Source organism: uncultured Porphyromonas sp. (genome assembly GCF_938039215.1).
GTDB lineage: Bacteria > Bacteroidota > Bacteroidia > Bacteroidales > Porphyromonadaceae > Porphyromonas.
The window spans coordinates 24,143-46,506 of the sequence record NZ_CALHVI010000028.1; the positions used below are offsets into that span (position 1 = coordinate 24,143).

At 54.4% G+C, this 22,364-nt stretch carries 15 protein-coding genes; 14 read left to right on the forward strand and 1 reads right to left on the reverse strand.

What is annotated here, in order from left to right; genetic code table 11:
• Nucleotides 1-60: 60 nt before the first annotated feature.
• The 7 genes from Q0336_RS03660 (at nt 61) to msrB (ending at nt 9,942) form a co-directional block, all read left to right on the forward strand.
• Nucleotides 61-2,811 (forward strand): TonB-dependent receptor, encoded by a 2,751-nt coding sequence (locus tag Q0336_RS03660; RefSeq protein WP_298525827.1) that lies wholly within the window; start codon nt 61-63, stop codon nt 2,809-2,811.
• 186 nt (nt 2,812-2,997) lie between these two features.
• The gene (tsaE, locus tag Q0336_RS03665) at nt 2,998-3,456 is read left to right on the forward strand and encodes a tRNA (adenosine(37)-N6)-threonylcarbamoyltransferase complex ATPase subunit type 1 TsaE (RefSeq protein ID WP_298525829.1); all 459 of its coding nucleotides are present in this window, start codon (nt 2,998-3,000) and stop codon (nt 3,454-3,456) included.
• Nucleotides 3,450-4,040 (forward strand): thymidine kinase, encoded by a 591-nt coding sequence (locus Q0336_RS03670; RefSeq protein ID WP_298525830.1) that lies wholly within the window; start codon nt 3,450-3,452, stop codon nt 4,038-4,040. The genes tsaE and Q0336_RS03670 overlap by 7 nt, the downstream gene beginning before the upstream one ends.
• Before the next feature lie 14 nt (nt 4,041-4,054).
• On the forward strand, nt 4,055-4,915 hold the full coding sequence (locus tag Q0336_RS03675; RefSeq protein WP_298525832.1) for a 5'-nucleotidase, lipoprotein e(P4) family: 861 nt from the start codon (nt 4,055-4,057) through the stop codon (nt 4,913-4,915).
• Between the two features lie 40 nt (nt 4,916-4,955).
• Nucleotides 4,956-6,284, forward strand: coding sequence for an L-serine ammonia-lyase, iron-sulfur-dependent, subunit alpha (locus tag Q0336_RS03680; protein ID WP_298525834.1), 1,329 nt, complete (start codon nt 4,956-4,958; stop codon nt 6,282-6,284).
• Between the two features lie 67 nt (nt 6,285-6,351).
• Nucleotides 6,352-8,412, forward strand: a complete 2,061-nt coding sequence (locus tag Q0336_RS03685; protein WP_298525836.1) for an Ig-like domain-containing protein — start codon at nt 6,352-6,354, stop codon at nt 8,410-8,412.
• Between the two features lie 453 nt (nt 8,413-8,865).
• Nucleotides 8,866-9,942 (forward strand): peptide-methionine (R)-S-oxide reductase MsrB, encoded by a 1,077-nt coding sequence (msrB, locus tag Q0336_RS03690; protein WP_298525838.1) that lies wholly within the window; start codon nt 8,866-8,868, stop codon nt 9,940-9,942.
• A 102-nt stretch (nt 9,943-10,044) separates the two neighbouring features.
• Here msrB and Q0336_RS03695 read toward each other — a convergent pair whose 3' ends face one another.
• A complete protein-coding gene (locus tag Q0336_RS03695; protein WP_298525840.1) occupies nt 10,045-11,106 on the reverse strand; it encodes an endonuclease/exonuclease/phosphatase family protein in 1,062 nt (353 codons plus the stop codon).
• 204 nt (nt 11,107-11,310) lie between these two features.
• Between Q0336_RS03695 and Q0336_RS03700 the strand changes: the two genes are divergently transcribed.
• The 7 genes from Q0336_RS03700 (at nt 11,311) to dnaG (ending at nt 22,345) form a co-directional block, all read left to right on the forward strand.
• On the forward strand, nt 11,311-14,085 hold the full coding sequence (locus Q0336_RS03700; RefSeq protein ID WP_298525842.1) for a TonB-dependent receptor: 2,775 nt from the start codon (nt 11,311-11,313) through the stop codon (nt 14,083-14,085).
• A gap of 13 nt (nt 14,086-14,098) precedes the next feature.
• Entirely contained in the window at nt 14,099-14,920 is an 822-nt protein-coding gene (locus tag Q0336_RS03705; RefSeq protein ID WP_298525843.1) for a DUF5689 domain-containing protein, read from the forward strand.
• A 50-nt stretch (nt 14,921-14,970) separates the two neighbouring features.
• Complete coding sequence (locus Q0336_RS03710; RefSeq protein ID WP_298525844.1) at nt 14,971-16,671, forward strand: DUF5689 domain-containing protein; 1,701 nt, start codon at nt 14,971-14,973, stop codon at nt 16,669-16,671.
• Between the two features lie 9 nt (nt 16,672-16,680).
• Entirely contained in the window at nt 16,681-17,871 is a 1,191-nt protein-coding gene (locus tag Q0336_RS03715) for a DNA/RNA non-specific endonuclease (RefSeq protein WP_298525846.1), read from the forward strand.
• A 588-nt stretch (nt 17,872-18,459) separates the two neighbouring features.
• Nucleotides 18,460-19,191 carry a hypothetical protein gene (locus Q0336_RS03720; protein WP_298525848.1) on the forward strand — a complete coding sequence of 244 codons (732 nt, stop codon included), beginning with the start codon at nt 18,460-18,462 and terminating at the stop codon, nt 19,189-19,191.
• A gap of 265 nt (nt 19,192-19,456) precedes the next feature.
• Entirely contained in the window at nt 19,457-20,203 is a 747-nt protein-coding gene (kdsB, locus tag Q0336_RS03725; RefSeq protein WP_298525850.1) for a 3-deoxy-manno-octulosonate cytidylyltransferase, read from the forward strand.
• A gap of 12 nt (nt 20,204-20,215) precedes the next feature.
• Nucleotides 20,216-22,345: a DNA primase gene (gene dnaG / locus Q0336_RS03730; protein WP_298525852.1), complete on the forward strand. Its 2,130-nt coding sequence runs from the start codon at nt 20,216-20,218 to the stop codon at nt 22,343-22,345.
• Nucleotides 22,346-22,364 lie beyond the last annotated feature (19 nt).

A 22,364-nucleotide genomic window follows, 5' to 3' on the forward strand; every position in this document is an offset into this window, starting at 1 on the left:
GCCTATATGCTATTTTTGCCATGCCTTATAGGCGAATTAACAAACTAACAACACAACAACATGCGTAAGTTCTACTCCTTGACGCTCCTTCTGCAACTCTTCTTGTCCTGCGCCCTAGGACTAAGTACAGAGCTTGCTGCTCAAGGGAAACCGACCGATATGAATATCATCGGGCACGTAACTGATGCTAAGACCGGAGAGCACCTCGCTGGGATCACCATTGCGATCAAAGGCACGACCTTCGGCACGGCAACAGATGCTACTGGGCACTACTTCCTCAAAAATCTCAAGCAAAAGAAGGTCACCCTCGTCATGCGTGGGCTTGGCTATCTGAGTCAGGAGAAAGTCGTAGAAGTCCAACCCCACAAGGTCCCCGAAGTCAACTTCGAGGCTGAGCAGGACAACATCCGTATCGACGAAGTCGTCGTCTCGTCCAACCGTCAGGCTACGCTCCGTCGTCTAGCTCCTACTCTCGTGACGGTACTCGATGCAAAGCTCTTCGAGAACACCAATGCGACGAACCTCGCCCAAGGGTTGATCTTCCAGCCAGGTGTGCGTGTCGAGAACAACTGTCAGAACTGTGGCTTCAACCAAGTTCGCATCAATGGGCTTGATGGTCGCTACTCACAGATCCTCATCGACAGCCGTCCCATCATGAGTGCCCTTGCAGGGGTCTATGGCCTAGAGCAAATCCCTACTAACATGATCGAGCGTGTCGAGGTCGTCCGTGGTGGTGGCTCTGCCCTCTTCGGCTCTTCGGCGATCGCAGGGGTGATCAATATCATCACGAAGGAGCCTCAGCGTAATAGCTTCTCCTTCAACGAAAGTGTAGGCTTCTCTGGCTTCAAGGATCTCGACAATAACCTCAGCTTCAACGGCTCCCTCGTCAGTGATGACAACCGTGCTGGAGCGATGGTCTTCGCCCAAGCTCGCTACCGTAAGGAGCACGATGTCAATGGCGATGGCTACAGCGAACTGGGGCGACTTGACTCCCGTTCACTGGGCTTCCGTGGCTACCTCCGTCCTACCGACTACACGCGTCTGACCGGTGAAGTCCACACCTTCAGCGAAGCTCGTCGTGGGGGTGACCATATCGATTGGCCCGAGCATGTCGCAGGTGTAGCAGAATCCGTCCGTCACTCGGTCTATAGTGGTAACCTCAAGTTCGATGGCTACAGCTCAGACTACAAGAGCCACTTCCAGCTCTACGCTTCGGCGCAGCACGTCACTCGTAATAGCTACTACGGAGGTATCGGCGAACCTAAGCTCCGCAACAAGGCTGGAGACAAGTTAATCACCCCTCAAGGTACTGAGACAGATAATGAGGGTGAAGCACTAGGTACAGGCAAGATCGGCCAGCCCATCCATCCTCTAGACTATGGGAAGAACTTCGGGATCACCCGTGGTCTCACTTGGGTCGGTGGCGCTCAGTACACCTACGACTTCTCTCGTCTACTCTTCATGCCTGCCCAGCTCCTCCTAGGTGCTGAATACAGCTACGACCGCCTAGAGGACAAGATGCCTCTGAGAGAGTGGGAGACGGAGAAGACCCTAGAGAATGGCTTCGACCTCAGTGCAAACCCGCTCTCCCTCTCCCCTGCGCTTCATCAGGTGATCCGTAATGCTAGCCAGTTCGCTCAGGTAGAGTGGAAGAACGATCTCTGGAGCCTCCTCGTCGGGACTCGCCTAGATGAGAACTCCGCAGTGAAGGCTGCTATCTTCAGCCCTCGTGCTACTCTTCGCTTCAACCCCACGAAGAACATCAACCTCCGTGCGACCTATGCTAAGGGCTTCCGTGCTCCACAGGTCTTCGACGAAGACCTCCACGTAGGAGTCGTGGGTGGTGAGGCTCAGCGTGTCACCAACGCAGATGACCTTCGTCCTGAGATCTCTCACTCCTTCAGTCTCAGCAATGATATGTACTTCCGTCTGGGCGAAGCACAGGCTAACGTCCTCGTCGAAGGCTTCTACACCCGCCTGCTAGATGTCTTCACCAACTACAAGGACAAGTCCGAAAACGGGATCTCCTACTACACCCGTCACAACTACGGGATCGATGACAACGGCAAGCAGGTATCCTCGGGGGCTAAGGTCCTTGGCGTAAATCTCGAAGGGAAGATCTCCTACCGCTGGCTCTCCCTACAAGCTGGGCTCACCCTGACGAGCAACAAGTATGACGTGAACCAAGAATGGGGTGTACGTCAGAAGATCAAGGGTGATCACGATGCCTCTTACTATGAGACCTTCGTCCCCAAGGCTGATGGATCGGACTTCGACAACGTAGCTGCCGACGGAGAGCCTCAGACTGTATCAATGACCTCGAAGGAGATCACTCGTACGCCCTCTACCTATGGTTACTTCACGATTGGGATCAATCCTATTCGTCCGCTGAATATCGCCCTGACGGGTACCTACACGGGATCGATGTACGTGCCTCATGTCGTCAAGTGGGGGCAGGGCTCTGCTGTCACCGACCGCAATGCCATCGCACAGGGACTTCGCACCGAAGGCTACAAGCTTCCTCTTGTCGACGACAAGGGTGCACCCATCCTCGAGGACGGGAAGCAGAAGGAAGCCGATGTCGAATGGAACGAGCTGGTCAAGACCAAGGGCTTCTTCGACCTCGGAGCTAAGATCACCTATGACCTCCGCCTCTTCACCAGAGCAAATGTCCAGATCTACTGCGGGCTCAACAACCTATTCAATGCCTTCCAGAGTGACTATGACTTCGGAGCAGACCGTGATAGTGGCTATATCTACGGTCCTACGATGCCCCGATCAGGTTACTTTGGTCTGAAGTTCACCTTCTAATCGTGGTCGTTTTCACCCGATGAGCTAGGGCTTCTCCCCTGCTCTATCCTACAAAGTCCGCCCCTAGCATCTCTGTGGATGCAAGGGGCGGACTTTACCTTATCACACTATGCACTTAATATCTTAAATTTGTAAGCAAGAATACTGAGGAGAAACCCCTAATTTTCCTCCCAACAAGACTGACTAATGGACACAGAGACCACCTACCTCTTAGCTGCCCCTGATGCCTTAGAGCCTATCGCTCGGCAGTTCATCGAAGAGGTCCTCCCTTGGGGAGATGTCTTTGCCTTCTATGCCCCTATGGGTACGGGCAAGACCACCTTCATCAAAGCGCTCTGCACAGCTCTGGGCGTAGAGGATGTCATCAATAGCCCTACCTTCTCCATCATCAACGAATATCGAGCTGAGCCCTCGGGTGAGCTCATCTACCACTTCGACTGCTATCGCCTAGAGAAGCTCTCCGATGCACTCAATCTAGGAGTAGAGGATTACCTCCAGAGTGGTGCCCTATGCTTCATCGAGTGGCCCGAAGTGATGGAGGATCTCCTCCCCGCTGATACCGTACGTGTCACCCTAGAAGAAGTAGAGGGCGGAGCACGCCGACTCACGGCACGATACCATAAAGGAGGAGCCGAACCATGCTAAACACCTTTGAGACGGGTCTAGCCCGTGTACGAGGCAGCATCGAGGTGATCTGTGGAGCGATGTTCAGCGGTAAGACCGAAGAGCTCCTTCGCCGTCTTCGCCGAGCAAAGATCGCGGGCCTTAGAGTTGAGATCTTCAAGCCTACGGTCGATGTACGCTACGATGAAGTCGCTGTCGTCTCCCATGACCGTAATACCATCGCCTCTACCCCTATTGACAATTCCTCCAACCTACTACTTCTGGCCTCTGACGTGGATGTCATCGGCATCGACGAGGCACAATTCTTCGACGAGCGCCTGCCCAATGTGGTAGAGCAGCTAGCAGATCAGGGGATCCGAGTCATCATAGCTGGTCTCGACATGGACTTCAAGCGTCTCCCCTTCGGCCCTATGGCTCACCTCTGCGCCATCGCCGACTCTGTCGACAAGATCCATGCGATCTGTGTCGGCTGTGGTAGCTGGGCAAACTATTCCTACCGCCTCGTCTCTGGCGACCAGCAGGTGATGCTGGGTGAGGCCAAGGAATACCAGCCACTCTGTCGCACCTGTTACCTCAAGTATCTCAAGAATCAAACGAACTCTTAATCTCCCACCCTATCATGCTTCACACCAAGAGACTTCTTACTCTGGGAGCATCCTCCCTCCTATCACTATCTCTTCTCTCAAGCTGCTTCATCAGCGTAGGCTCTAGAGGGAGTACGGTCTACCAGCAGGAGCGTCAGGTATCCCATGCGATGAGCCCTACCCTCGGGGGTAAGCTCTTCTCTTCGGCTTGGATCCAGCGATCAGCAGAATACAAGGCGCTCTGTCAGCAGGCTTACAATATCGCTACCGAGCGACTCCTCGCCACTACATCCAGACCTCTAGCTGCAGGGGAGAAGCGCTGGGCGATCGTCACGGACATCGACGAGACGATGGTCGACAATACAGCCAACTCCGTCTACCAAGCTCTCCGAGGCGAAGACTACGTACAAGCCTCATGGGACAAGTGGTGCGATCAGGCCGATGCCGTAGCACTGCAGGGAGCAGTAGACTTCTTCCGTAGAGCAGATGCCCTCGGTGTAGATATCTACTACATCTCCAATCGCAATGAGCTCAATCGGGCGGGGACGATGCGCAACCTCCGTGCTCTAGGCTTCCCCCAGATCGACGACAGCCACTTCATGCTCAAGGACAAGACCTCGGACAAGACCGCTCGTCGTAATAAGGTCCTAGAGACACACAATATCTTGATGCTCCTTGGCGACAACCTCGGGGACTTCGATCACTTCTTCGACATCCATGACGAAGCGGTACGTGACCAAGGGGTTGTTCGCTTCGCTGAGGAATTTGGTCGACGCTTCATCGTCCTCCCCAATCCTAACTATGGCACTTGGGAGCCTGCGATGAATGGCGGCTACATAGGCCTCACGGAGAAGGACCAGAAGCTCGTCACCAAGCTCCGCACCCAGAGAAAGTAGTCACACTACACTACACGCTACCTTAGACCACTCCAGATCCATGCTTACACCTAATGAAATTCGGCAGATCACTGCCTTGATACGCCGTGAGGTCGTCCCCGCTACTGGCTGTACAGAGCCCGCGGCTGTCGCTCTAGCTGTCGCCTATGCAGCATCCCTTGTAGATGCCGCACCCAAGAGTATCGAAGTCCTACTCAGCGCCAATATGCTCAAGAACGCTATGGGCGTAGGCATCCCCGGTACAGGGACCTTCGGTATACCGATAGCGATCGCTCTAGGAGCAGTCCTAGCCGAGCCCGAGAAGCAACTTGAGCTCTTGGATAGCTTCACCGAGGAGGAGCTACAGAGAGCCAAAGCTCTCACCAAGACTGAATGTATCGAGGTGGGACTCAAAGAAGGGGACGGTATCGACCGCTTGTATATCGAGGTACGACTGACCGATACCCAAGGGCATGTCGCTCGATCGGTCATCAAGGCAGTTCACACGGGGCTCACTGAGCTCTCGCTGGATGGAGTGGATCGTCTGGAGCCAAAGCAAGAAGAGGTAGCACAGGATGCATGTGCTGACGAGACACCCGAAGAAGAGCCTATAGCGCTCACCTTCGACCTCGTCTATAGCTATGCACTAGAGGCCCCTCTGGAGGAGATTAGCTTCATCTACGAGGCTGCCCTACAGAACAAGCGAGCTAGCGAATTCTCACTGGCGCACAACTTCGGACATAGCCTCGGAAAGCTCTTGAATAGTGACCTCGGGAAGCAGTACTTCGGCAATACCCCACTGACCCGCATGCTTGCCTACACCAGCTCGGCCTGTGATGCACGCATGGACGGAGCGCCTATCACGGTGATGAGCAACTCAGGTAGTGGCAACCAAGGGATCTCCTCGATGCTCCCCGTCCTTACCTTTGCTGAAGAGCAGGGGGCAAACCAAGAGAAGACGACACGTGCGATCATGATGAGTAGTCTCCTCGTGGTCTATATCAAGCAGCATCTGGGTCGTCTCTCCTGCCTCTGCGGTATGGTCGTCTCGGGGGTAGGCTCTGCGTGTGCGATCACCTACCTCATGGGTGGCACGAAGGAGCAGTCTATCGGAGCGGTCAAGAACATGATCGGCAATGTCTCGGGTATGATCTGCGATGGAGCTAAGCCCAGCTGTAGCCTCAAGGCCTCTACGGGGGTAAGCTCTGCCCTCATCTCTGCGATGCTCTCGATGCAAGGCCATGTAGTGACCTCTACCGAAGGGATCGTAGATGACGACATCGATATCTGCATCCACAATCTGGCAGACCTAGGACGGGACGGCATGGCCGAGACCGACCTCAAGGTCCTGAAGATCATGACGAGCAAGAAGAAGCACGCCAGTGCTTAGTCCTCTCTTGGGCTCACCGATAGCATCTCTCAGCTCGTATCAACTCATATAATCAGCACCCTATTGGATGAACCCAAATAGAACGATGCACTTTGCCCTCAGCTTCCTAGCAGGAACTCTTCTGCTGTGGGGCTGTGCCAACCAAGGAGCGCCCGAGGGGGGGCCCTATGATATGGAACCTCCTCGGCTACTCCAAGCCAACCCTGAGGTCAAGGCGACGGGGGTCACAGCACGCCACTTCGTCTTGACCTTCGATGAGAATGTCAAGCTCTCAAGCCAAACCGACAAGATCATCGTATCTCCCCCGCAGCGAGAGGCTGCACGTATCACCGCTGGGGGACGGCACGTCAATATCCATCTCGAAGATACCCTCCGCCCCAATACGACCTATAGCTTCTACTTCGATGATGTCATCGTAGACAACAACGAGGACAATCCTCTCGAAGGCTTTAGCTATCTCATCTCCACAGGTCAGCGCATTGACTCCATGCAGGTGGCGGGTCGTATCGTCGATGCCCTCACCTACGAGCCCATCGGCGGGCTCATCGTGGGAGCTTATCCCAGCGCTATGCTTCAGGATAGCACCCTCCAGAAAGTAGCCTTCCCCTACGTCAGCAAGACGAACAAGATGGGCTACTTCACCATGCGTGGGCTTCCCGATAGTACCTACCGTGTCTTCGCTACGAAGGATAACGATGCGAACTATCAGTATAGCGACCGAAGCGAAGGGCTAGCTTTCTCCCGAGGGGACTACAAGACGAGCCTCCTCGACAGCATGCGTACCGACACGATACGCATTGACTCGATCGTGCGCCGAGATACCCTCTATCGGGACTCGCTTGTCACCCGCCCTTACACCTATTACTTCCCCAATGACATCGCCCTGCGCTACTCTGTAGCCCAGCTCCAGCAGGTCGGCATGGAGCGATATAGTCGCTTGGATAGTCTGGTCTGTCACGTAGAGTTCTTGACCGAAGTCAAGGAGCTACCTCGCCTACGCTCGCTCGACAAGCCTTCCTCCGCCGAGGATCAGCTCTACTGGGCTACCGCTAAGGGGCGTAGCGTAGACTTCTGGCTCAAGGATCCCGAACTCATCGCCCGAGACTCGGTACGCTTCACCCTCACCTACCCCAAGACCGACTCCCTCTTCGTCGTCCGAGAGCAGACAGACACACTGCTTTTCATCAAGCCGCAAGTTCGTGAGAAGAAGCGATCTAAGGAAGGTACTCCCGAGCCCTCTCCCCTTCAGCTGACGATCGCTGGTGCTAAGGGACTACGGTCAGGCACTCCTAGCGACAGCATGTACCTCGTGGCATCTCGTCCGCTGGAGGCATTCCCCAGTTCCGCCGTCCGCCTAGAGGTGCGAGAAGATTCGACCTACAAGCCTCAGCCCTTTACCCTCGAGGTGGATTCGCTTGATCGTCTACGCTATACCCTACGCTTCGATCGTGCCTATGGCCGTAGCTACCGAGCGACACTCGACTCCGCTGCTCTACGAGACATCTACGGAGCAGTCTCTGACTCGACCGCCTATACCCAGCAGATCCAGAAAGAGGAGGAACTAGGACATCTCTCCGTGATGCTCCAAGGGATCCGTACCAATGCCCTCGTGCAACTCCTCGACAAGAACGATGCCGTACTCCTACAAGCTCGGGCAAGTGCGGTGAAGAGCGACACGACACAGCTATCCTCGGGTGCTTCCTCTGCCGAAGGAGACAAGATGCTCAAGGACCTTCTCGCCCAGCAGAGAGGGCAAGTCGTAGCACCAGACAGCCTTCCGATCGATAGTGTCCAAGGGAAGTCCCAGCCCATCGAGTCTTGTCTCGTGACCTTCCGAGACCTCAAGCCTGGGGACTACTACCTACGACTCATCGTAGACGAGGACCACAATGACGAATTTACCCCAGGGGATTATCCCACTCGAGACCCCGAAGAGGTGTACTATTGCCCTCAGACCTTTGCTGTGAAGAAGGGTTTCACTTCGGAGGAGAAGTGGAACATCCACGCTGTCTCCCCCTTCGTCGCTAAGCCCGAAGAACTACGCAAGGTAAAGCCTGACGAAGCGAAGAAGAAGCGTGAGGACAAGAACATCGAGTACTACAAGCGCTGGGGACGAAAACGAAACTAAGCGCCCCTCTCGCATGAACACACCCCACGGGCGGGATATCAGCCACGGCTGGTATCTCGCCCTCTTTCTTCTCCCTCACCTGACATGACCCTACCTCCCTAGCTAAAGCCCTGGCCTTGGTACTCTAGTAGTCCAAGCCCTCAGCCCCCCATCCATAGCTTACGAAAGGGAGGCATTCATGGGGTACCGCACCGACCCATTCATGGGGTCCTGTGGTGACCCATGAATGGGTCGCTCGAGCGACCCATCATCGTCCCCGAGCGCAGAGAATAGATAATCTTTAGTTTCACCGCACGTAACCATTGGGTACAGCCGTTTGTTAGTAGGATGTGGGCTTAGATTTCGCCCCCTTTGAGCGGATGCTTAGCAAGCTCCTCCCAAGGACTATGACGAACGAGGAGGTAGGAGACACCTACCACTCTCTAATAACCAGTTAACCCACCTGTATACACGATGATGAAACAGAAAAGCATGCGTAGCCTTGCTCTCCTCGGCCTCCTTCTCTTGGGCTGTCTAGGGCTATGGGCACACACCCACCGAAGAGAAAAGCAAACTAAAGATATTCGCCCAATGAAAGAGATCTATTTAGCGGGAGGGTGCTTCTGGGGCACCGAGCACTTCTTCAAGCAAGTACGGGGAGTCGTCTCCACCGAGGTAGGCTATGCTAATGGCCACAAGTCTACCGCACCCACCTACGAGGAGGTCTGCGAGCATACGACGGGCTTCGCCGAGACCGTGCATATCGTCTATGCTCCAGAGCAGATCGACCTCAGCAAGCTCCTCGAGCTCTACTTCATGACCATCAACCCCACGACCCTCAACAAGCAGGGAGGTGACATCGGAGACCAGTACCGCACGGGGATCTACTACACCGATGCAGAGGATCTTCCGACGATACAAGCTGCACTCGCAGCACTTCAGAAGAAGTACACTGCTCCGATCGTCATCGAGGCTAAGCCCCTGACGAACTTCTACAACGCCGAGGACTATCATCAGGACTATTTGGATAAGAACCCTGGAGGCTACTGCCATATTCGCCCTGAGCTCTTCCGCCTAGCTAAGGAAGCCAACCCCTACACCAAGCCCTCCGACGAAGAGCTACGCCGTCGACTCACCCCCACGCAGTATGCCGTGACCCAGCATGCGAGCACGGAGCACCCCTTCGACAATGATTATTGGGACGAAAAGCGTGAAGGGATCTATGTCGATATCACCACGGGAGAGCCCCTCTTCATCTCTACGGACAAGTTCGAGTCGGGCTGTGGATGGCCCAGCTTCTCTCGCCCTATCGACACGACCCTACTCGTAGAGAAGAGAGATACGACCCATGGCATGATACGTACCGAGGTCAAGAGCAAGGCAGGAGACGCTCATCTGGGGCATGTCTTCGAGGACGGTCCCCAAGAGCTCGGAGGGCTACGCTACTGCATCAATAGCGCTGCCCTTCGCTTCATCCCTCGTGAAGAGATGAAGCAGGCGGGCTATGCCAAGTACCTACCACTGCTCGACAAGGCGAAGACTAAGAAGTAGCGCCTTGCCCGCTCATACGGCTTCACTAAACGAGATCGATCCTTGCCCCCACGATGGGAGCAAGGCTCGATCTGTATAGAGGGATGGGATGTAGCCCAGAGGCTACTCGATGGTCTTCGTCAGATAGATGTACACGGGATAGTGGTCACTATACCCCCCTTGGAAGCGACCCGAGGAGAAGGTACGGAAGGGATAGCCCTTGAAGTGCCCCGTCTTCTGAGTCAGGAAGTCTGCATTGTAGATATAGCCATAGTGCCCCGAGGCCTTATCCGCCTGGAGGTGAAGAGTGTCTTCAGGTCCTGCCATGAGGTTAGGTGTGACGAGGATGTTGTCGAAGAGATTCCATACATCACGATAGGCCAAGGTGCCTCGTCCCGAAGAATAGAGCGCTGCCATGGGGTTGTAGAGCTCCGTAGAGGCAAGACCCTCGGGAGTTCCCTTAGAGCGAAGGCCCTCGACGACACTAGGAGAGGTAGGATCATCATTGAAGTCTCCCATGAGGATGACCTTGTTCTTCGGATCAGCGGCAAGGAGGGAGTCCGTGACCGAGCGCATCACTTCGGCAGCCTGCAAGCGACGCTTGAGCGATACTTGTTCCCCACCGACACGCGAAGGCCAGTGAGCGACGAGGAAGGTGACGGGTTCGCCCAAGAGGAGGCCATTGACCTCTAGGACATCACGTGTCTTGATGTAGTCCTCGCCCTTGAGTCGAACGGGATGAGGGCGAGCATCAGAGAGCTGATAGTAGCGAGAGCGGTAGAAGAGCGCACAGTCGATACCACGCTTGTCGGGAGAGTCAAAGTGTACGATCTCATAGCCTGCATCTGCTAGCTCGGGCTCCTTCAGCAGATCCTCGAGGACACCTCTATTCTCGATCTCACAGATACCCAAGATATCGGGGCCTCGCTTGGAGCCTATCTGGCTGATCGCATAGGCCATATTGTGGAGCTTCTGCTTGTACTTATCAGGAGTCCATTGATTCTTGCCGTCGGGGAGGAAGTCGGCATCATTGTTCTCCCCATCGATGGTATCGAAGAGGTTCTCTAGGTTGTAGAAGGCTACGGTCAGGCGTACTTGCTTCTTCGTCTGTGCCTCCATCATCGAGGAGGTGAAGAGGAGAGCAAGAACGATGGCTAGGAGTTTTCTTGACAGATGTATGTACATGATTCTAGGGGTTGATACGAGCAGAATGTGTAATTTAGTAGTGCAAATGTAACAAAACTTGCTCGCTGTCCTTCTGTCCTGAGAGTCAATCAGATCTAGTAGGCTCAAGCGCATCTCATGGAGTCTCACTCTCGGAGCTAACCTAGGGGGAGGCTCTTGGTGCGCACCTAAGGCGAGTATAGGATCATCATTAAATGCAGCCGCATGAATAAACTAATTACCGTACTTGCCTGTACTCTGGTCTTCAGTAGCCTTAGTCTAGCGCAGACGACTGATGGTGCTCTGGTCATCGACAGCCACAGTGGGAAGCCTATCTCCAAGGTACAAGTCAGTATCTACGGGCCCGTATCGAGGAAGGTGCTCCTCGGGAGTGATGCCCGCCAGCTCCTAGCCAGCTTACCACGAGGACGCTACACGCTGACCTTCACTGCTGACGGCTACGAGACGAAGCAGATCGAGCTAGTCAAGAAGGATGGCGAAGCTCTAAGCCTCCCTCAGCTGAAGCTAGTCGCCCTACCCGAAGGCCCAGCAGCGAGATACGATGAGCTCATCGTATCGGAGGATACAGACAGTGAGAGTTCGTCTTCACAGGACCGAGTATCCCTACTCACTTCCTCCCGTGATCCCTACCTCAGTGCCTCGAGCTATGTCTTCAGCACCGCCCGCTTCCGTAATCGTGGCTACGACTCCCCTTACAACGAGCAGATGCTTAACGGTATCGGGATGAACGACCTCAATAGTGGCTACTCCGCTTGGTCTCTCTGGGGAGGTCTCAATGACATGACACGACAGCAGCAGACCTCACAGACCTTTGAGCCCATCGTCTCAGGCTTCGGGAGCGTCGGCATCACCAACAATGTCACCACACGCCCCTCGATGTACTCCGCTCAGCAGCGACTCACCTACTCGAATAGCAACCGCACCTACAGCAACCGCTTCGCCTATACCTATACCTCTGGGGAGCGACGTGATGGCTGGAGCTTCGCAGGGAGTCTCGTGCGCCGCTCGGGTAATGGGCAGTACTCCTATGTCCGTGGGCAGTACTACGATGCTTGGAGCTACTTCCTCGGGGTCGAGAAGAAGCTGGACGAATCAAATAGCCTCGCCTTCATCGCCCTCGGAGCTCCTACCCGCCGAGGTGTAGCGAGTGCTTCTACCCAAGAGGCCTATGACCTCGTAGGCTCCAACTTCTACAATCCTAATATCGGTCGTCAGGGAGGGAAGTGGCGCAACGCTCGTGAGCGACGCAATCATGAGCCGATCCTACAGCTCGCACACTACTTCACCAACCTAGAGAAGACCCTCAGCATCAATTCTACCCTCAGCTACCGCTTCGGGAAGAATGCCTATTCGGCGCTGAACTGGTACAACGCTCCCGACCCACGAGCAGACTACTACCGCTACCTACCCTCGTACTTCACCCGCATGGCTGATCCCAACGGGCAGGATGCAGAGACCGCTGCTCGCTATGCAGAGCTATGGCGCTCTGATCCCAATGTACGCTACATCAACTGGGATCGCCTCTACGAAGCGAACCGAGGCAACCTAACGACCGTGCGTGATGCTAATGGTCGTGTCCTAGCCGAGGGACGTAAGGCGCTCTACATGATCGAGGATAGACATACCGATCAGCGTGAGTTTGCTTGGGCTAGCTCGATGAACTGGCTCCCCAAGAGTTGGCTAGAGCTGACGGCAGGGGTCAACTTCCGTCACAACCGCACGGCCAACTACGCTGAGGTGGGTGACCTCCTCGGTGCAGACTTCGCCTACGATATAGATAAGTTCGCTGAGCGTGACTTCGGTGGTGATGCCACGAAGAGCCAAGTAGACCTCCTCCATCCCGACCGCATCGTCCACAAGGGCGATCGCTTCAGCTACGACTACAGCTCGATGACTGACCGCTACCAGATGTGGGCTAATGCGAGCTACCATCTCCAGCGTCTGGATGCCTACACGGGTCTCTCCTATACCTATACGGCACTCCAGCGTGAAGGGCATCAGAAGCGAGGTCTCTTCCCCGACAACTCCTATGGCCTGTCGGATCAGATCCGATTCAACGACCTTGCTGCTAAGGCAGGGCTGACCTACAAGCTCAGTGGCCATCACTACCTCCAAGCCAATGTGAGCTATGTAGAGCAAGCTCCTACGTTCCAGAACCTCTTCATCTCTCCTCGTACCCGCCACAGCTACGTAGAGGATCCCAAGAGTGAGAAGATCTTCTCCTCGGAGGCTTCGTATCTAGTACGTCTCCCTTGGCTCCGTGGGCGTGTGACTGCCTTCTATACCCACATCGCTGACCATACTCGGTCGATGAACTTCTACGACGATAGTCATGCCTCCTTCTCGAACTATACGATCACAGGCATCGCTACACGTCATCTGGGGGTAGAGGCAGGCTTCGAAGCTAAGCTGAGCCCAACGCTCACCGCTAATGCCGCTCTTGCTCTGGGGCAGTATCAGTATGCGAACAATCCCACCTACATCCAGTCGATCGACAACTCCAATGAGATCATCGATCGGGATCGTGTCTACTGGAAGGGACTTAACCTCAGTGGCACGCCTCAGACGGCGGCGACGGTAGGGCTTACCTACTACGCTCCTTGGTATGCCAACTTCGGGATCAATGCGAATTACTTCGGGCGCAACTATGTCTCTATGTCGCCCGTCGTGCGCACCGACCGAGGACGCACCTCCCTAGACTACAGCTATATCCTCCCCGAGCGACTGAAGGATGGCTTCACCGTAGATGTCTTCGCTAGCTACTCTTGGCGCATCAACTACGGCACCTATCTGCGCTTCAACCTCTCTGTGAGCAATATCCTCAACAATCGTAGACTACCCAACGGAGGCTATGAGCAGCTGCGTATCCGTACGATCCGTACCGAGGAGGGCGAACAGCAACTCTATCGTCCCTTCGACACCAAGCTCTCGTATGTCTACGGTACGACCTTCTTCTTCAACACGACGCTCCAATTCTAATCCCGCCTAGACTATGCATCGCTATCACAAATATGCGCTCTCGCTCGCTATGCTACTCGGCTTAGGAGCCACCAGCTGTGAGAAGTACAATGAAGTAGCACCCCCACGCTTCGACACACAAGCCGAAGCTCTGGAGAAGCTACCCCTGCCCACCCATACCATTCGCCAGCTCAAGGAGCTCTATAAGCCTGGAGGGGTGGTCATCTCGAAGCCCATCGTCATCTCAGCTGTCATCATCTCCGACGACAGCGAGGGGAACCTCTACAAGACTTGCTACATCGAGGACGAGACGGGAGGGATGGAGCTCAAGTTCGCCCTAGGCAACCTTAGCTCGATCTACCCTCAGGGGACTCGCGTACGCCTACTATGCCAAGATCTGAAGCTAGGTAGATATGGTGGCCAGATCAATCTGGGCTACCCCTCCAAGGAAGAGAAGTACGAGACAGGCTTCTACCCTGAGCTCCTTGTCCCACGCTCCCTACTCAAGGAAGGACGAAGCGAAGTCACTCCGCTCGCTCTCTCGGTAGGTACACTGAACAAGCAGCACGCAGGGAGGCTCATCCGTCTAGATGACGTGCAGTTCCTCTCCTCCGAACTAGGACAGACCTATGCCGATCCCCAAGGGAAGGACAAGAATAGGAATGTCAATCGCACCCTCGTGGATCGTCAGGGTGGCAAGGTCATCGTCCGTACGAGTAGCTATGCGAAGTTCGCAGGTCGCACCCTTCCCCAAGGCTCGGGTAGCGTCACCGCCCTACTCACCTACTTCGGAGAGACCGCACAGCTGATCATCCTCCGTGAGAGTGATGTCCAGCTGACTGCTCCTCGCTTCTAGCCCTCCCTCTACATATACCATCATCCCATCACGACAAACATAATCGACTGATGATACCAAATAAGATCACTCGCTGGAGCCTCATCATCGCCTCCTGCGTCACCCTAGCCCTTCCTTCCTGTAAGGACAATGATGATGTCTATGATCGCCCCACGATCTCGGTCAGCCAAGTCACTAAAGACAGCGAGGGTAAGACCATCATAGGCAAGGACGAGAGCACCGCTACCCTACATATCAGTTCCAACCGTGCTTGGACAGCTACCACCGCCCTCGACTGGCTGAGCATCCAGCCCGAGTCAGGTCAGGCTGGCGAGCAGGATGTGACCATCCGTGTACTCAAGAATCCTTCTCAGCAAGCTCGACGGGGGCAGTTCGCCTTCCGTGCTGGTGGGCAGACGATCTTCTACACGATCACCCAAGCAGGCGATGGTTCAGCGACCATCACCCCAGGCCAGGATCCCGACCAGCCACTCACTCCCGTCGAAGTCGATGGCACTGATCTAGCGAACTTCATCAAGAAGTACGATACGGGACAGAGTGTCACTGTGGACGAAGAGGTGACCTTCAAGGCTGTCCTCCTCTCCGATATCCCAGCTAACAACATGGTTAGCCTCAAGAATATCGTCGTGCAGGCTGGTGATCAAGGCATCACCCTACGACTCACAGCCAATGCCTCCAAGGATTGGAAGTCTGGCATGGTCTTCTCGATCAAGACCAAGGGGGCTAAGGTAGCACGCTATCAGGAGGGTTCGCTCCAGATCGACTATACCGGTCTAGCAAATGCAGCCACGATGGTCACTCCTACGGGTGAGGTCTCAGAGATCAAGCCTAAGGCCCTCTCCTTCGCAGAAGTCTATACCGGCAAGTATGACAACATCCTTGTCGCAGTAGACGGGGCTCAGTTCCAAGACCCAGGCAAGGCACTCAACCCCAATAAGCCTGCTCCAGGTAAGACCTCTGCACCTACCTTCTTCAATAGGATCACCGACTGCGTCACGAAAGCACCCGAGGGAGTATCCGAGCTCTCTGTAGCCATCTCCTTCTACAGCACCTTCAAGTCAGAGAATGCCTCAGATAAGAATGGTAAGATCATCGGTATCATCCAGCGCTCCACCACCACGGACAAGAATACGCAGGCTAAGACCGTCCACTACAACCTCTGGCCTCGTACCCTCGAGGATCTCAAGGGCCTTACTGCAGAGCGTTGCTCTGAGGCACAGGTAGAGCTGAAGGGGCTGATGTTCACGGTCTATGCCGAGGGTGCAGCGGGCAATGAGAAGTATCTACAGATCTATAATCCTTCGGATGAAGAGGTAGACCTCAGCCAGTACTCGATCCAGATCAAGATCTATGGGAAGAATAACACCCCTGCGAAGGCTCCTAATGATCAGGTGCTCGTTCCCCTCTCGGGTAAGCTAGCACCGAAGGCTTCTCTAGTCTGTCGCCATACCAAGGCAGAGCTCTACACCAGCTCTGGTCTCGCAGCTGAACTAAACTACAACGGCAATGATCCTATCGCTCTACTCAAGGGCGGTGCAGTCATTGACTACCTAGGGGGTGATCCTTCTAAGGCTTGGCTCGTAGGTGAAGGAAAGCCCGCAGCAGAAGATGTATTCCTCCATCGTAAGCTCACCATCAATGCCCCCTCACAGACCTTCGTCCTCGATGAATGGGAGTCTACGGCCATCACTAAGGAGAATCAGAAGGAGCTCCTCGCTTCGCTCATCACGCAGTATTTCGGCAAACGATAAGTCTCAGCTATGCGTATCAAGTTCGAATCACATCGCCTCAAGTATCTCCTCCTAGCCCTTACGCTAGGAGGAGGGCTCTGGAGCAGCTGTACCACGAAGAAGTCAGATCAGCCTATCCGTCCTTCTGACCAGCTACAGCTACTCTTCCCCCCTTCAGATACCAAGATCAAGGCTATCCCCACCGAAGGGGCTAACTTCTTCATCAAGCTACGTGCTCGCTCCAGCTGGACACTCTCTGTCGTCCCCAGCGAAGCCAGCTCTTGGATCCAACTAGAGCAAACTAAGGGAGAGAGCACTACTGGGCTACGTGTAGCCGTCTCGGTGAGCGAAAACCTTGGTGCTACACGAGAGGCTAAGATCATCGCTTCCTCCCAAGGCGTGCAAGATACCCTTCGTATCACACAGCAAGGTAAGGGAGGCGGTCCAGTTGATCCTACGGGAGAGCATGTCTTAGGAGATGCTACCCTTCTCGAAGCTCCAGCCCTCAGCGGAGGTAGTCACAACTACTACATCACGCACCGAGCTAATGGCATCGTCAACTATTCCGTCGAATATGATGTAAACAAGCTACATCCTCGCTTCGTCTGCTTCACCTTTGACGACGTGAACTCTGCCGTTAAGGTCAAGCGCACCAATGCCTGGAGCTGGGATCCCAACATCCCCAAGCAGTATTCGACCGAATTCATGTTCAGCGGTAGCGGGTATGACCGAGGGCACATGGTTGCCTCATCCGATCGCACCTTCAGCCTCGAAGCCAATCAGCAGACCTTCTACTACTCCAACATGAGCCCACAGCTCGGCGATCTGAACCAGCAGTACTGGATGCAGCTCGAGCAGCAGGTACAAGGCTGGGGGCGTAACTCCAGCTTCCGTGACGTACTCTATGTTGCCAAGGGTGGTACCATCGCTGATGGTCAGGTCGAAGAGAAGAAGGTGAAGGGCAAGATCGTCGTCCCCAAGTACTACTGGATGGCGCTCGTCGTCAAGAAGGGTTCTACCTACCATGGCTTAGGTCTTTGGGTAGAGCACCGCGCCTATGGCAAGGATACGCCTATCCGTTCAGTTGCCCTCTCCATCGATGATCTAGAGGCCAAGCTCGGCTTTGATCTCTTCCCGAACTTCCCCGATGACATCGAGAAGAAGTTCGAAGCAGAGAGCCCCGCCTCGCCTGACTTCCTCAGCAACTGGCCCGGGCTCTAGTCCCACCTTCCCTCCCCACGCTTTACGAGAAGTCCTACACCCATCCATTGGGTGTAGGACTTCTTGTTTCTATCCCCATCGCCTAGGGTCATCGTCCATAGAGCTAAGACGAAAAGTACCCCAAAGGATTTAGGGTATTCTTAGGGTGCTTCCCCTGCTTTTCGCTCCTCCCAGCCAAGCCTGATCATCATCCCCTAGAGCAGGGGCAAAATAAAACCTACGGTAGGTCGTCGATGCGACCTACTGTGGGTCGCATCGACGACCCACAGTAGGTTTTCTAAGCGACCCACCATAGGTCGTTTTTTCATCCTCCCGAAGAGTCCCTTCCGTCGAGGTAATTCTTCCCCAATATTGAGCCTCGATTCCCCTCTCAGTATAGCTCCGTCATCTATCCTCGCAACTACCCGAGATTTTCCTTCTATGCTTTAGGAGCTCATCTGATGACTGAGCGAGGGGAAACATCACAGAAGAAGGGACACATCCAAAGAAACCTCCCAGATAATTACATCTTACACTCTGATGGGCTATGTATGCTCTGATATTATCCTTACCTTCGTGAAGACATACTAACCTTTAAAAGAATAAAAGATGGAAAGATTTACCTCTGAAGTGCATGACGTACTTAATTACTATGTCTACCTCCTTGTTGATCCACGGGATTCCTCCTGCTTCTATGTAGGGAAGGGAAATAAAGATCGATGCTTTGATCACATCAAAAATCCCAATGGAGAAAGCGAGAAGGCAAGCCGAATAAGAGAGATCCAAAAGCAAGGCTTATCTGTCGATATCTACATCGCTCGCTTTGGCTTCGCGGACGAGGAGTTGGCTTACCAAGTAGAAGCGACTTTAATCGATGTATTCAACTCGATTCAACACACCTTCCTCTACGATAAGTCCAAACGCTTGACCAACATACAAGGAGGACACCACTCAGCCTTGCTCGGTTTAGCTTCTGCTGAGGAAATAAATAAGATCTATTCAGCTACCCCTGTTGTAATTGAGCACTCGGTTATAGCCGTAAAGATAGATCGTGCTATTTCTGAGGGGAAGGATATTTACGAAGCTGCTAGAAAGGCATGGAAGCTATCCCTGAGTAGGGCTAACCAGACATCCTATCTTCTCGCCGTGCATCGTGGAATTATCGAAGGAATCTTTGAAGGGAAATGGAAACCCTCTAATGAGGGATCTGGGAGAATCGAATTTGAGGGCAAACCCGCTTGCCAAGAGATACAAGACCATTATCTGGGGAAGAGATTGCCAGAGACCTGTAATCTTAAGGGAGCCCAAAATCCAGCAAGGTATATTAGCCCCAGTAAGTAGGTAGAGGTACTACCTAATAGAACAAGACTATCGAGGTCATCCGATGGAGCTAAGCGTCTTCATCGGATGACCTCGTTCTTTAGGAATAGTAGGTGCTCTTGTCCTTTGAGAGCTGTAAAGTAAGGAGGAGAAGCGAGGGGTACCTTGCATAGCGACCTAGGGAGATGGGGCGATCCTTACCTGGCGTCGCCTTCCCTCTAGAATCATAGAATCTCGTACCTTTGCCAAGGAATTTCAATCACATCAACCCTTACTCATCCCTGCTATGCGCGTCATCACGATCATCCCCGCTCGCTATGCTTCTACTCGTTTCCCAGGCAAGCCCCTCGTAGACATCGGTGGTAAGCCTATGATCATCCGTGTCGTGGAGCGAGCCCTTGAAGTGACCCCCGACGTGGTGGTCGCTACCGATGATGAGCGTATCCTCTCCGTAGTTCGGGAGCATGGCTATCAAGCAGTGATGACTTCGCCCGATCACCATTCGGGCACGGAGCGTTGTCTCGAAGCCTATGAGCTCTTGGGTAAGGAGGCGGATATCCTGATCAACCTTCAGGGGGATGAGCCCTTCATCGCTGACGAACAGATACGCCTTCTGATCTCAGCCTTTGAGACCCAAGGTGATCATGAAGCCGTAGATATCGCTACCCTTGCTCAACCCTTCCCATCGACGACCTCCAACGAGGAGCTAGCCAACCCCAATGCCGTGAAGCTAGTCCGTAGCTCCGTCTCGGGTAATGCCCTTTACTTCAGTAGGTCAGTCATCCCCTATCTCCGAGGGTGTGAAGGGCCTTGGGCGCTCCAGCACCAATACCTCAAGCACATCGGTCTCTATGCCTTCCGCACGAAGATCCTTCCCCAGATCCAAGCTCTTCCTCCCTCGCCACTAGAGCAAGGTGAGAGCCTAGAGCAACTACGCTGGCTCGACGCTGGCCTACGCATACGGGTCATGCTCTCGGATCACGCTACCATCGGCATCGACACCCCCGAAGACCTCCAGCGCATCCCGCTCTAGCCCTTCCCACCCTTGATCGATCAGCAGACACGACAGCGGATCCTTGACTCCGCTCAGATCCTAGATGTAGTCAGCGACTTCATCAGCTTACGCCGCCAAGGGGTAAGCTATGTCGGCTTGTGCCCCTTCCACAGCGATCGCAACCCCTCCTTCTACGTCAACCCTGCGAAGAATATCTGCAAGTGCTTCTCCTGCGGGGAAGGCGGTACACCGCTCAACTTCATCATGAAGCATGAGCAGCTCTCCTATACCGAGGCGCTCAAGTACCTAGCGAAGAAGTACAATATCGAAGTCGTCGAACGGGAAGAGACCGAAGAAGAGAAGCAGCGCAATAACGAACGAGAGAGCCTCTTCGTCGTCAATGACTTTGCGGCGAAGTTCTTCCAGAAGCAACTGACCGATACCGAAGAAGGGCGATCGGTCGGGATGGCCTATTTTAGGGAGCGTGGGATACGCCCTGAGACCATCGAGAAGTTCGGGCTAGGCTATTCGCCAGAGAGCAAGACGGCATTCACCCAAGCTGCACTGCAGGCGGGCTATCCTATGCGCCGTCTCTCCGAGGTAGGCCTTACGATCGAATACGAAGACCGCCCAGGAGTAGGTATCGACCGCTTCCGTGGACGAGTCATCTTCCCTGTACGCAATCTCAGTGGACGCTACGTCGCCTTCGGTGGCCGTGTGATGACTAAGTCAGCCAAGACCGCCAAGTACGTCAATTCCCCAGAGAGCCTTATCTATTCTAAGAGCCGAGAGCTATATGGTCTCTATTGGGCAAAGAGTGCTATTGCCAAGAAGGGCATGTGCTACCTCGTCGAAGGCTACACCGATGTGCTCTCCATGCATCAGGCGGGGATAGAGAATGTAGTCTCATCCTCAGGCACGGCTCTTACCCTCGATCAGATACGACTCATCCGTCGCTTCACCTCCAGCATCACCGTCCTCTATGATGGAGATGCTGCAGGGATCAAGGCCGCCCTCCGAGGGATCGACCTTCTCCTCGAAGAAGGCTTCCGTATCAAGGTCGTACTTCTGCCCGAAGGTGAAGACCCCGACTCCTTCGCCCGTAGTCACAGCAGTAGCGAACTAGAGGAATACCTGAAGACGCATGAGACGGACTTCATCCACTTCAAGATTGAGCTCTACCAAGAGGAGATGGAGCGAGATCCTCTGCGACGTGCCGAGCTGATCTCCGACATCATGCGTAGCATTGCGCTCATCCCCGACAGCATCCAGCGAGCCGTCCTCATCCAGAGCTCCTCATCTACCCTCAGGATGGGGGAGCATCTCTTGCAAGAGGAGGTGAATAAGCTCCGTCGTCGTGGTGTCACGGCTCAAGGCTTCGTAGCTCCTCAGCGTAGCTATGAGCCGAGCGAACATACCCCTCAACCTTCCGCATCCATCCCCCCTCAGATAGAGGAAGCCCCCGACAAGACAGAGGCCGCCTCAGACGAAGCCTTTGGATCTCTGGTGGCACGGGAGGATAGCATCGAGCCCTTCGAGCGGGAACTGATGCAGCTCCTCCTCCTCTACAGCGATCGGCAGATCATCATCCCCATGGGCATGGCTACTCCAGAGTATGAGGGCGAGAAGTACCCCGAAGAGGATAGCTACTTCATGCTACGCACCTTCATCGAGCGAGAGCTCGTGCTCGTCGGGGCAGAAACTATGTATTCCCCTCTCTTCGGTCGCTTCATGGAGGAACTCTCTTCGATGACGGAGGGAGAAGGGAGTACGACGGTCACGCACTTTGCTAATCATCCCGAGGATCACCTTCGCAAGGTCACTACGGATCTAGTGAGTGAGAGCGAACTGCTGGAGTACCGTCCTGACCAAGATCTCCTTCCCAGCTACCTGACGACAGCCTCTGCTACAGCTTCCGCAGCCCTCTCCGAAGAAGAGGCTCGGGAGGAAGAACAAAGGAAGGAAGCAAGGTATCTGGGATCAGTGGCTCTAAGGGCTTGCAATAGCTATAAGATGGCGCTCCTCGTACGCCTCATCCAAGACATACATACGGAGATCAAGCAGGCACAGCGCTCGGGGGATCATGCGACGATCCTAGAGCGCATGGCCGAGATCAATAGACTCAACGCTGAGAAGCGTAGACTCTCCGACTTGCTAGGCGAACGTACTATCGTCGGCTAGCCCACCCTTTCCCTATACT